The 13,111-nt window shown below is 45.5% G+C and carries 10 protein-coding genes; all 10 read right to left on the bottom strand.

The window, feature by feature from the left end; all coding sequences use genetic code 11:
* Nucleotides 1-26: 26 nt before the first annotated feature.
* On the bottom strand, nucleotides 27-2,255 hold the full coding sequence (locus tag B5X68_RS14830; RefSeq protein ID WP_082215531.1) for a ferredoxin-like domain-containing protein: 2,229 nt from the start codon (nucleotides 2,253-2,255) through the stop codon (nucleotides 27-29).
* Nucleotides 2,256-2,269: 14 nt separating this feature from the next.
* A complete protein-coding gene (locus B5X68_RS14825; RefSeq protein WP_082215530.1) occupies nucleotides 2,270-3,514 on the bottom strand; it encodes a sulfate adenylyltransferase subunit 1 in 1,245 nt (414 codons plus the stop codon).
* A gap of 177 nt (nucleotides 3,515-3,691) precedes the next feature.
* Nucleotides 3,692-4,645, bottom strand: a complete 954-nt coding sequence (gene cysD, locus B5X68_RS14820) for a sulfate adenylyltransferase subunit CysD (protein WP_082215529.1) — start codon at nucleotides 4,643-4,645, stop codon at nucleotides 3,692-3,694.
* Nucleotides 4,646-4,741: 96 nt separating this feature from the next.
* The gene (locus B5X68_RS14815) at nucleotides 4,742-5,446 is read right to left on the bottom strand and encodes a phosphoadenylyl-sulfate reductase (protein ID WP_082215528.1); all 705 of its coding nucleotides are present in this window, start codon (nucleotides 5,444-5,446) and stop codon (nucleotides 4,742-4,744) included.
* Between the two features lie 5 nt (nucleotides 5,447-5,451).
* Nucleotides 5,452-5,910: a PIN domain-containing protein gene (locus B5X68_RS14810; protein ID WP_082215527.1), complete on the bottom strand. Its 459-nt coding sequence runs from the start codon at nucleotides 5,908-5,910 to the stop codon at nucleotides 5,452-5,454.
* Nucleotides 5,903-6,130: a UPF0175 family protein gene (locus B5X68_RS14805; protein WP_082215526.1), complete on the bottom strand. Its 228-nt coding sequence runs from the start codon at nucleotides 6,128-6,130 to the stop codon at nucleotides 5,903-5,905. Before B5X68_RS14805 ends, B5X68_RS14810 begins: the two co-directional genes overlap by 8 nt.
* A gap of 23 nt (nucleotides 6,131-6,153) precedes the next feature.
* Nucleotides 6,154-7,341 carry a trans-sulfuration enzyme family protein gene (locus tag B5X68_RS14800; RefSeq protein WP_082215759.1) on the bottom strand — a complete coding sequence of 396 codons (1,188 nt, stop codon included), beginning with the start codon at nucleotides 7,339-7,341 and terminating at the stop codon, nucleotides 6,154-6,156.
* A gap of 89 nt (nucleotides 7,342-7,430) precedes the next feature.
* On the bottom strand, nucleotides 7,431-8,600 hold the full coding sequence (locus B5X68_RS14795) for a TSUP family transporter (protein ID WP_082215525.1): 1,170 nt from the start codon (nucleotides 8,598-8,600) through the stop codon (nucleotides 7,431-7,433).
* Nucleotides 8,601-8,729: 129 nt separating this feature from the next.
* On the bottom strand, nucleotides 8,730-11,006 hold the full coding sequence (locus tag B5X68_RS14790; protein ID WP_082215524.1) for an FAD-dependent oxidoreductase: 2,277 nt from the start codon (nucleotides 11,004-11,006) through the stop codon (nucleotides 8,730-8,732).
* A gap of 49 nt (nucleotides 11,007-11,055) precedes the next feature.
* A complete protein-coding gene (locus tag B5X68_RS14785; protein ID WP_082215523.1) occupies nucleotides 11,056-13,083 on the bottom strand; it encodes a glycoside hydrolase family 2 protein in 2,028 nt (675 codons plus the stop codon).
* Nucleotides 13,084-13,111: the final 28 nt, after the last annotated feature.

Here is a 13,111-nt window from a genome sequence, read left to right as displayed (position 1 = left end):
GCCGACAGCCGATGCTTCAAGTCATTTTAACTATCGTTTCCGAATGACAATTCCTGCAAAACCGGCTCGCCTGTTTCCACCAATTGCGCCTCACGTGTATCACGGACAAAATTTAAAAACTGTTCCGCGGTGCTGAGGAAGTAAGTAGCAAATTCCTGGGTCGGCTCAAAATGATTGATGCTGAATGCCAGCGAACGGAAAGGTGCTTCTGCTTTATCTTCGCGCGCAAATTCAACAGGCGTTTCGTATTTGAAATCCTGTCCGAAATGCGTTTCGAAGTCATTCACGATGCCATACTGCGTGTTCAGTGTCACATCTTTGGTCATTAACAAACCTTTTGCGCCCGTAATCAGCACATTATAAGCATGATAAATCGCATCCGCCCAGATTCCTGATTCGTAGTTTTCTTTGGCAAGATTCAATTTTTCCTGTCCCTCCGTGATCGTCGTAGCCACAAGGTCAACCAGCACACTGGCACATTCTCCAACCCCGATTTCTGTTTTGAACAATTCGTCGTGGTCCCAATCGCGGTAATCGTCGTCTTGCAAAGTCGTAAGATCTGCAATCGGTTTCAGCAATTGGAAGAAATAATTTTTGGTTTGACGCTGATAATATTGATTGTAATATTCGCCGTCATACGCATTGGTTTCAAAATCATTGAAAAGCGTGCGCAACACTTCCGGGCCGCGTTTGGTAGGAACTTTGATCACTTTATCACCGATCAAACCAATGCCATCGCCGGAAAAACCGCCGCCTAGTAAAACCTGCAAAGCGGGAAGGACCAGCTTGCCGTTTTTGATAGAGCTTCCGTGGAAACCAATGTTGGACGCATTATGCTGGCCGCAACCATTCATGCAACCGCTGATTTTGATCTTAATATCCTGATTGTAAATCATTTCAGGGAATTCATCACGCATTACATCTTCCAGCACGCGCGTAATTCCATAACTGCTGGAAATCGCGAGGTTACAAGTGTCTGTTCCCGGGCAAGTTGTGATGTCCATTGTGCTGTCAAAACCAGGCGCTGCAAGTCCTAATTTTGCCAGTTCATGATAAAGCGTAACCAGATCTTCGCCTTTCACAAAACGAAGGATATAGCCCTGGTTAACCGTCACACGAATGTCATCCGCAGCATATTGCCGAACCAAATCCGCAAGCTGACGCGCTGTATCCGAATGCATATCACCCAAAAGAACGCGTAACTGAACAGCATACCAGCCCTTTTGTTTTTGCTCAAAAGTGTTGGTTCTCAGCCATTTTGTAAAAATATCAAGCTTGTCCGCTTCAATGCTTTGAGAAGCAATGTTCAGGATTTCAGCTTCTGTCAAAGATGGACGCGGGGCGAAAGTGATTGATTCCACTTCCTTTGTTCCAAACAAATCTTCTGGAATTGTGAAAACTTTGTTTTTAAGCGCAACGCGTTGTTCTTCAACTCTGGCCATCATTTCTTCAAGACCAATGTCGTTCAGCAAGAACTTCATACGTGCCTTATGACGACGCACGCGCTCTCCGTAACGGTCAAAAACGCGAAGCAATGCTTCAATGAAAGGAATAACTTTATCCTCTTCAAGGAATTCAAAAGCCGTTTGTGCAGAAAAAGGCTGTGCGCCTAATCCGCCGCCAATCAGCACTTTGAAACCTTTCACCGTTTCACCCGCTTCGTTCACGCCCATTTTAGCAATAAGCCCAACATCATGAATGAATGCCAATGCTGAATCTTTTTCAGAAGAAGAGACCGCAATTTTAAACTTCCGGCCCATATCCTGATTGATCGGGTTGCGGAGGAAATAGCTGAATATGGAATGCGTGATCGGTGTCACATCAAAAGGCTCGTCCGGGTCGATTCCGGCGATCGATGAAGCGGTTACGTTACGAATGGTGTTACCGCAGGCTTCTTTTAATGTAATGCCTGCATCTTCCAGATCTGCCCATAATTGTGGCGAATCGGAAAGTTTTACAAAGTGTAGCTGAATGTCCTGGCGCGTGGTTGCATGCAGGTTTCCGGTTGCAAATTTGTCCGAAGTATCCGCAATTCTGACCAGCTGGTCCGCTGTAATGCGTCCATAAGGAAGCTTAATACGGATCATCTGCACACCTGGCTGGCGCTGGCCATAGACACCGCGGGTAAGCCTGAACTTACGGAATGCTTCTTCGGGCGTCTCCCCCGTATTAAATGCATTGATTTTTTGGTTTAAATCAATGATATCGCGCTTCGCAACAGCGGATACTTTGTCAGAAATCAATATTTCGCTCATGGTGATAATTTCTTTTATTCAATCATGCAAGCTCCTACGGTCACATTCGACGTTTCGTCGATCAGGATTGCCGCGCCATTTGCGCGATTTTTCTGATATGGGTCGTAGGCGATTGGCTGGGCTGTTCTAAGTATAATTCGTGCAACATCGTTCAATTTCAGGCTGTCTACTTCGTCCAGCTTCTCGTATGAATTGATGTCGATCTGATATTCAATGTCGCGGATTGAGCATCTCGATCGTGCTGTTCCGTGCTGCAATACGTATTTGTTGCCTGCTTTCAGGGTCTTTTTGTCGTCCATCCAACAGATCAGTGCTTCAATATCCTGGCTTACGATCGGTGAATTGTTTACTGAAACAATTGTGTCCCCGCGACTGATGTCAATGTCATCTTCCAGTAGGATCGTAACCGATTCTAAAACAGACGCTTCTTCAATTTCGTTTCCACCAAATTCGATTTTGGCAATTTTGGACTCGGTTTCCGAAGGCAGAACTTTAACCAGATCGCCTTTCTTGAATGTTCCGCTCTGCACCCGTCCCGCATAGCCGCGGTAATCGTGCAATTCATCAGTTTGAGGGCGGATTACATATTGAACCGAGAACCGGCCGTCTTCCTGATTCTGGTCTTTCAAAACATTGACATTTTCCAAAACAGAAAGCAATGTTTCGCCTGTGTACCAGGGCATATTTACTGATCTGTCTACAATGTTATCGCCATTCAAGGCACTAACCGGAATCAATGTCAAGTCTTTGATATTCAGCTTGGAAGCCAGTTCCTGATAAGATTTTGCAATCTCCAAAAACGCGTCTTCTGAATTGCCGACCAAATCCATTTTGTTAATTGCAACAATCACATGCGGAATGCCCAGCATGGAAGCGATCAGCGAATGGCGGCGTGTTTGTTCAACAACGCCATGACGCGCATCAACTAAAATAATTGCCAAATCCGCGTTGGAAGCACCTGTAACCATGTTTCTGGTATACTGAATGTGTCCCGGCGCATCAATGCTGATAAACTTGCGGTTAGGCGTTTGGAAATATTTGTAAGCTACATCAATAGTAATGCCTTGCTCACGCTCCGAACGAAGGCCGTCCGTCAGCAACGCCAGATCAATTTCCCCCACATTGCGGCTCTTACTCGCACGCTCAATGGCCTCCATCTGATCCGCCAATATATTTTTTGTATCGTAAAGCAAGCGTCCTATCAATGTGCTCTTGCCATCGTCCACGGAACCTGCTGTTATAAATCTTAGTAAATCCACCTTTTTTAATTTTGAATGATTGAATGAGTGAATGAGTGACCGGGTCGCCGGTGCGATGACTGAATATGATGTACTCTGTCATCCTGAGTGCACCGCCCTGTTGCCCTGTCACCCTGAGTGCATGACCTGTTGCCTTGTCACCCTGAGCGGAGTCGAAGGGCGTCCACCAAAGCTAACTCAGAAGTAACCCCCCTTTTTTCGATCCTCCATCGCTGCTTCCGTTTGCTGGTCATCAATCCGCGTTTCACCTCTCTCACTAATCCTAGAAACAGTAATCTCAGCAATAACCTCGTCCAACGTCGCAGCACTCGACTCCACTGCTGCCGTACAGGTCATATCACCAACCGTTCTGAAACGAACCTGACGCGTTACGATCTGGTCGTTTTCGTCTTTTTCGATAACCGGCGTATTATTTAATAATTTTCCATCTCTCAAAATCAATTCACGCTCGTGGGCGAAATAAATGGATGGTAATGTGATGTTTTCTCTTTTCAAATAAGCCCAAACGTCAAGCTCGGTCCAGTTTGAAATCGGGAACACCCGCACGTTTTCACCTTTATGAATTCTTCCGTTGAACAAGTTCCAAAGTTCAGGACGCTGACGCTTCGGGTCCCACTGTCCGAACTCATCACGGAATGAAAAGATACGCTCTTTCGCACGTGCTTTTTCTTCGTCACGCCGTGCACCACCAATGCAGGCATCAAATTCAAATTCCTCAATTGTATCCAGCAAAGTGAAGGTTTGCAGCCAGTTGCGGCTTGCATTCTTGCCAGTTTGTTCTTTCAGGCCTTTTGCCTTAATGGTATCTTCCACATAGCGAACGACCAATTTTGCGCCGATTTGTTCGGCCAGTTCGTCGCGGTAATTTATCGCTTCAATAAAATTATGTCCGGTATCAACGTGCACCAGTGGAAAGGGGATTTTTCCTGGCGCAAAGGCTTTTTGGGCCAGTCTTACCAATGTGATAGAATCTTTTCCACCTGAAAACAACAATGCAGGGCGCTCGAACTGGCCTGCGACCTCACGCATAATGTAAATCGCCTCGGCCTCCAACTGGTCCAGATAATCGGGTGACTTGCGTCGCGCTTCCTGATCGCTGATATCCGACACTTCTTTAACTGAAATTGACATATTCTGAATAATTGTTTTTCTATTAATTAGGGCCTAATGCTGCTCAAAATGAGGATTATCCTATAAACTGACAGCCCAAAGCCAACAGCTCACAGCCTACTTAGCATGCAAGCCACATTCTTTTTTCGATTCATCTTCCCACCACCAGCGTCCCGCGCGGAAATCCTCGCCTTCCTGGATCGCACGGGTACAAGGTGCGCAACCAATGCTCACAAAACCCTTGTCATGCAATGGGTTATAAGGAATGCCATTGGACTTTACATATGTTTTAACTTCCTCAAAAGACCAGTTAAGGATCGGATGAAACTTCACCAGCTGGTGCGCTTCGTCCCATTCCAGCTGCGGCATATCATGACGGTTGCCCGATTGTTCTGCCCTGATACCGGTTACCCAGATCTTCGCCCCTTTCAACGCGCGGTTCAATGGTTCCACTTTGCGGATAAAGCAACATTCCTTCCTGTTTTCCACCGAATCATAAAAACTCAAAGGTCCTTTTGTGCTTACCATTTCCTCCACGGTTTGCGTTTGCGGATAGTAAACTTTGATCTTCGTATCGTAGCGGTTGTTCGTCTTTTGCAGCGTCATATAAGTCTCGCTGAAAAGCCTTCCTGTATCCAGGGTGAAAATCGTAATGTTCAGATTATTCTTTAAAATAAAATCTGTAATAACCTGATCTTCATAGCCCAAGCTAGTCGAAAACACCACTTCGCCAGGAAAAAGCTCCGCCAGAATCGCCAGCGATTCCGTCTCACTCTTGCCCTCAATAGCGGCATTTAAAGAAGATATTATTGTGTTGTTCATGGTGATTATTCGCCTGCTTCTTTCAAAGCTTCATTTATAATTCGTTCGCTGATGCGAAAATCAGTGCTTAATATTTTATCAAAAACACTTCGGACAGATGAAATCTTGTTTTCCTTTTTGGCTTTCAAAATGACGCCTATCGTGCCTGTAACTCTAATGTTCATTTTGGATGCGACCTTTCTAGCTTTAAGATCATCCAATATTACCGTGCACTCTCGCATTTCAAATGCCAGAGCCAATGCTGAGGCTTCTCCTATATCCAGTGCGTCTTCAAATAAAAGCTGTAACGCAGTGTTGCTAATTTCCTTTATCTCGATCCAGTCGGGAAGCGGCCCTCCAAATTCCTCTGCTATTTCTTTTGTAATAAATATTTGCTTGTAAATGCGCCGTAAAATTTCAAGTTCTTCAATTTTTGATAATAAGATCAAACAACTTGAATCAGCAATAACAAGCGCATTACGCATTGGCTATGTCGTTTCTCAGATCTTCAACCGAATCACTGAATATGGAAAAGCCAAATCTTCCCATGATTTCAATGAAAGTCCGCTTGCTAACCCCGACAATCTCAGCCGCCTGACCAGTCGTAACTTTTCCACGCTCATATAACTGGCCAGCCAAAAGCATTTTTATTTCAAATTCTTCTGAATCCAGTGAATCCGGTAAGTTGATGGTCAATGCTTTCATAAGATCAGAGCCTAATTAAATTCCTACCCTAATATATCACTTTTCACCGACACCTCCACGGCGTTGGTGAAGTCTTCTATCAAATCTTCGATGTCTTCAAGACCTACTGAAATGCGGATGAGGCCTTCTGTAATGCCCAGTGCTTTCTTCTCCTCAGGTTTCAGTTTAGCGTGCGTAGTTGTGTTTGGGTTTGTTACAATGGTTCTTGTATCACCCAGGTTTGAAGAAAGTGAAGCGATTTCCAGCGCATCCATAAATGCGGAAACCCTTTCAAAACCGCCTTCCAGATCAATGGTAACAATTGCCCCGCCAGCTGACATTTGTTGTTTGGCCAGTTCGTGCTGCGGGTGTGATTCCAGGAACGGATATTTCACCGACTTTACGTCAGGATGTTTTTCCAAAGCCTGGGCCAGCTGCAACGCATTTGAACAATGTCTGTCCATTCGCAATCCTAATGTTTCAAGACTTTTGGTCAAAACCCAGGCATTAAACGGCGACATCGAGGGCCCTGTCTGGCGGCAGAAAAAGCGCAACTCTTTGATATATTCTTTTTTACCAACAACAACACCGCCCAAAACGCGGCCTTGTCCGTCCATGAATTTCGTCGCCGAATGTAAAACCAAATCAGCGCCAAACTCTGCCGGAACTTGTAATGCAGGCGATGCAAAACAGTTGTCCACATTAAAGATCAGATTGTGCTTCTTGCAAAGTCTGCCGATCATCGCCAAATCTACCAGATCCAAGCCTGGATTTGAAGGTGTTTCCAGATAAACCATCTTGGAATTAGGCTGTACAGCAGCTTCCCAATCAGCTTCGCTGGCATCCGCATCCAAATATGTGTGCGTAATACCCCATTTGCTAAGGATCTGAGTAATAACCTGGTGCGCGGAACCAAACAACGCGCGGCTTGCTATAATGTGATCGCCGGTTTTCAACAAAGCAGCCATACTTGCAAAAACCGCCGCCATGCCTGTTGCAGTGGCAACACCATCCTCGCAATCTTCTAAAAGACAAACCTTATCAACAAATTCCTGCACAGTCGGATTGGAAAAACGGCTGTAAATGTTCCCGTCTTCGGTTTCCTCAAAAAGTGCTTTGCCCTGTTCTGCGCTTTCAAAAGTGAAACTGCTGGTCAGGAACAATGGCGTTGAATGCTCGCGATACTTGGTTTTTGGCGTTTGCGTGCGTATCGCTTTGGTTTGTTTTTTCATGATTCGTATACTTCTGCTAGCTGCTTTGGGCATTCAGCCCATTTATTTGTTTTGATATAAAAGCTTAGTGCTCTTACTTAGATAATGTCCTATAAATCTCTGATTACCATATAAATGATTCTCAAACTTACAATGACGACAATCGTTCCGACCATGATCATCATTGTTTTAATCGGTAACCTTCTGGATAGATTTGCTGCGATCGGAGCGGAAACCATACCACCTAGTATGAGTCCCAAAACGACCTGCCAATGTGAAAATCCAATGATGCTGATGAATGTAACTGAACTTGCGAGTGAAACAAAAAACTCCGCCAGGTTAACTGATCCTATGGTATATTTCGGGTGGCGTCCGCGGGCGATCAGCGTAGAAGTTACGATAGGTCCCCAACCGCCGCCGCCGATCGAATCGAGCGTTCCGCCTGCCATTGCCAGCCAGCCAATTTTTGTCATTGGCTTTTTTTCAACTCGTTTCTTTAACGCTTTCTGGATGATAAGAATTCCCAGGATTAAGGTATAAATGGCCACTAACGGCTTAATTACGTAAATGTATTTTTCAAAAGACGACAGGAGATAAGCACCCGCAATAGCGCCTAAAACGCCTGGGAACAGAATTTTCTTGAAAAGCTTGCTGTTTACGTTGCCGAATTTCAGGTGCATATAGCCCGAAACCCCGCTGGTAAATATTTCAGAAGTATGCACGCTCGCGCTGACAGCGGAAGGCGGAACGCCCAATGTCAATAGAAAAGTGGCTGCTGTAACGCCATATGCCATGCCCAACGCGCCATCGATCATCTGCGCCACAAAACCTCCCAGGACGTAATAAAAGAAGTTTTCATTCAATTCCAGGTCGTTCCAGAGAACGGTAAGGCGGTCGTAAGTAAAGAAGGTGAACAGCAAATGCCCCACGATCATTAAGGCAATCGCGGAGAATATATTAACTGCAACTTCGGTCCGCGTTCTTTTGCGAATCGTAGCCGCCCATATTTTCTGCTGGATTGTCTCCCAGGTCAATGGTGCTTTTGTATTATTCCTGGTCGGATTAATGACCGATCCATTCATTGCGACAGCAGTAGGAGCAACATTGAAACGTACGTCGGATTCTTCAGGAATGTCACGTAGGAAAACCACCTGTCCCTTTGCCCGGGCGAGTGCCGCAAGACGCCGATCCTCCTCAGGATCACCACTTGCGATGTAGGCAACATCAAGAGATTCCCAGTTTGTGTCAGATGAGGGTATAAAATCCGCCGCTTCCTTCAAAGTCTATGTAGTATACTATTATTATAGAGTAAACGAGCAATAAAATAGCAAACAATTGTTTGCTATTTGAGAGGGCAAATTTAAGATCAAATTGTTAGTTTTCAAAGAAGAAAAATCTCACGGCGAAGATCAATAGCAGCGGATCTGGAACAAAGAAGCAGGAACCTGTGGATTGGGATTAATCACTTTTATTTTCAAAAACTGCGTCTGGGCGGGCTTATCGAAATAAATGGTCCTGCGCGAAAGGTGGTTGTCTGTTATTTTACCAATGATTTCATTTTTGTCATTACAAATTTCAATGTCTTTGACGCAGAAAGGCATAACCGTTTCCGGATGCACATAAATCACATTCTCCATCGGATGATCGAAATCGGTATCGAAGCAAATGTCGATTTTGCTAATGGTTACGGGCGCTTCCCAGCGGATGTTTACCACCGGCTCGTCATCAGTAAAGTCCGCAACCCAGGCATTAGGGCCGGATATCGGCCTGTTATGATGTTTTCTTAAATTCTCAGGTTCAAAAAGCGCAATTGGTTCGCTGAGGCTGAATGCGAGATTACGCCCTTCTGGCCTGCGTTGCGGGCACCAGAATTCAAACGTATCTACACCGAGATCTTCCGTCGGCTCTTGTTTTCCATAGTTTGAAACGGCAGGATTTGTTGCATTAAATACTGTTAGCAATCCTGTTACACGTTTTTCGCTGTATTGGATTTTAATGTTTTCATTTTTGATGAATGATACAAACGCGTAACCGGCTTCATCGAAAAATGACGACCAGTCCAACCTGATTTCCTGCTTTCCAGCATTCAGATTAAATGTTTTTGTTTCAAGCGTAACATCCGGCGTATGGTTAAATACTTTGCTGCTTTTACGGAGTTCAACTCTTAATTCAGTGTCTGCCAATGCTTCTACCCAGACCGTTACAGACGGCATTTTACCATGAACAGGTAACATTTGCGCAACGGAATGCCCGATAACCGCCCAATGCTCCGCGCCGGGAAGTCCTTTTAATTTCAAACTCGAAGAAGCACTGATTTCAACGGCACTTTCAACCAGATTTTCAGGATCAGCAATTTCGGTTTGAGGCAAATACTGGCCTGCGCGCCACAGTTCCAGCTGCAATTCATCCAAATACTTTTCACCAACTTCGCGTGGAGAACAATTGTATTTTTTCGCAAGGGCAGCCGCGATCGCAACCGATTGTCCGCCCATGGCACTTGTAGCCATCACACGCGTGGAGGCAAAAGCAACGTGCGTGGCACTGATAATGCGGCCTGCAATGAAGAGATTATTAATGTTTTTGCTGTAAAAACAACGGTAAGGAATACTGTAAACGCCTTTGCTATGCCATTGATTACAACCCGATTGATCGCTGTATACGCCATCTGCCGGATGCAGGTCCAAGCTCCATCCGCCAAAACCAACCGTATCGTGAAAATGCTTTTGTTCCACAATATCCTGCTGTTTCAGCAAATAATCCCCTTCAAAACGACGACTTTCGCGCTTGCCCGGAATCGTGCCGACCCATTCCAGGGTCATGTTTTCGGAATCCGGGAACTCTCCCGAATTTTTGATGTAATTCCAGGCCCCATAAACAACCTTCCACAACTCCCATTTGATTTTCTCCGTATCATGCACAGTATCAAGCCTTCCGCCATATTCCAACCACCACAGCCTGCACCCGAAATCTTTTGGATTGAATGTTTTGTAACGTGGGATCTCCGTAATGTCCTGCAAGGCATAAGACGGCGGAATAAATTTAACCGGGCGGCCTATATCCTTGGAATAGAAATACATAGAATGGCCTAGTAACTCACCGTAAGCCTTATCCGGCGCAAATTTCTCACCGAATTCCTCAGCAGATTCAGCGCCCATTCTGAATGCGGCACCGGACAGGAAACCAATAATTCCATCGCCGGATGCATCGCAAAAAAGAGGTGCGGTAACACTGTATTTCGTGCTGTTCTGGCTGCAAAATGCGTGAACTGCCGTGATCGTTTCTGTTTCAACATCTTTGTCCAGATCATAAACCGCAGTATTGAGAAGCAATGTAATGTTATTTTCCTCAACGACTTTTTCAAGCAAAACGGTGTCAAAAATCAGCGGGTTACCATCTGGATTTCGGTAAATGTTTTCGAGCATAATTTCATCTATCACGCCGCCTTCCCGAGCCCAGCGATTGTTGTTGCCCATGTGGGACGTTGCCCCAAGTATCCAAAGCCTTACTTCACTCGAACAATTTCCACCTAAAACAGGCCTGTCCTGGATCAATGTCACTTTCATGCCCGCCCTGGCCGCTGTGATCGCCGCACAGGTTCCCGTTAATCCTCCTCCTACAATTACCAGGTCTGCTGCCGATGCAATGGTTTTTGGCACTCTTTTCTCAGATGCTTCTTCGCGTATCATTTTGTCAGGTCATTACATTCGCCCCTGGAAATCAGGCGAATATTTATAATTATTTTAATTCGATGTCTGTCTCGATGGTCGTAAAACCGGTGGGTTTTTGGATCGTCATGTGCAGTTGCTTATCAAATCCCGCAACTGGAATGTCTATTTCCTTTGATTCCCCTGGATGTATTTCCGGTATGTTAACAGTCGCGCCGTTTGTTTTCAACTTATACCCTTTTAATGTTCTTGAAGGAAAGTCAGCGCGCGCAGTCAACCTTACGGTAAGCAAATGCTGGCCTTGCCCGCCGGTTTTAAAACCAACCTTTTCAATGGTTACGGGTGAGTATTCTTTCTGATGAATACTATAAGCTGACCGGAATGAGCGGTCCGACCCAACAATTCCCCAGGGACGATAACCATTCGCATTCGTGCCGTGGTGGCGGCTTTGGTAATCATTGTAAGTCCACCACGAAGTGCCAATCACATAAGGCCGTTTACGAAATTCCACTATCAGGTCGGAAATGTGCTGAGCCTGAAATGCCTCATCTTTTGCATCCGCACGAACACCCCATTCGCTCACGAAGACTGGTTTTTCCGGGTATAGGGTGTGAATGTGATCCAAAACCTTCGCGTGGTTCCCATATGTGTTCGTAGAAACAAAATCTACATATTGACTCGCCTCGTCTTCCGGTTTCTTAGGAAGCGTGTTCAATAGCATGGTTGCAAATGTGTAAAGTCGTGTCGGATCGGTTTGGCGGGCAAATGCGATCATGTCCTTGGTCCAGCTCTGACCTGCGGGTGTCGTCGATTGATACTCATTTCCAACACTATAAGCGATCACACTCGGATGATTCCAGTCCCTTTCAGCCATTTCGGTAAATTGCGAGCGGAATTTTTTACGGATCGAATCATTATCCATCTGACTGGGCGTCAGCTGCCAGTTGCCAGCCTCCGTAATGATCAGCATTCCATGTTTATCGGCCAGGTCATAGAAATATTCCGAAGGTGTGTAATGCGTAAGCCTTTGGAATTCCATTCCCGCTTCCTTCATCAATTTGAAGTCCTTTTCAATGAGCCAATCCGGTTCCACAGAGCCCAATCCGGGATAATCCACAACGCGGTTCCCGCCGCCGACGCGGATTGACTTTCCATTCAAAAGCAATTGCGCATTTTTGACTTCCACCTTTCTGATCCCGAAATTCGAGGATACAGAGTCTTCGCCAACAGCGACTTTGAGCTGGTATAAGTTTGGCTCATCCAAATCCCACAATTTCACCTGTGCGGCAGTAAATATGCCTTCCGATCCGACTGAACCCGTTTGACCGGCCGGAATGCTTTCAGATTTCCCTTTTATATTGACTGGGACAGTCTTACCATTGAAAATAACATTGTAGCTGATTTTGGGGGATACCGCCGATTTGGAAGCATTGCGAATCTTTATTTTGGTTTTCAAAGTTGCCGTTCCTTTTGTGAGATCAGGAAGCGCCTCTATTTTCAGATTTTCTACGTAAACCTCGGGCTTGATGGTCAGATAAACAGGCCTGATCAAGCCGCCATAATTCAGCCAGCCCATAAAAGGATCATTAATGTTGCCATTATCCTTCGCGCCCGGAACCGTGCCTGGTTTCCAGGTGTCATTGTTTACCGAAACGGCAAGGAGGTTATCGCCATCTTTTAGCAAATCAGTCACATCAAAACTGAAAGGCGTGTAGCCGCCTTCATGTTCGCCCACCTTTTCATTATTAAGCCAAACGTGGGTTTTGTAATAAGCGGCATCGAAATGCAGGATCACTCTTTTACCTGAAACCGGTTTCCATGCAAAAGTCTTTCTGTACCATGCAGTTCCTGTATAATGCGCAAAGCGGGGATCCGAAGAAAAGCAATGCGGAACAGTCACCTTGTCCAGCCGGTTGCTCTGTGCAACTTTATCCATAAACCATTTACCTTTCACCCCCATTTCCGCCGGGTCCAAGGCAAAAAGCCACTCGCCATGCAGTGGGATAGCATTAGGTTCACGGATTTTGAATTGTGCAAAACTGCCCTGCGACGCCCAGCAAATGATAATCAGGAGGAATGTTTGAAATTTATAGTTCATAAAAAGGGTTAATGGATTCAGAGAGATT

The sequence above is a fragment of the Dyadobacter psychrophilus genome (genome assembly GCF_900167945.1).
Classification (GTDB): domain Bacteria; phylum Bacteroidota; class Bacteroidia; order Cytophagales; family Spirosomataceae; genus Dyadobacter; species Dyadobacter psychrophilus.
This window is presented reverse-complemented; position numbering and strand designations above follow the sequence as displayed.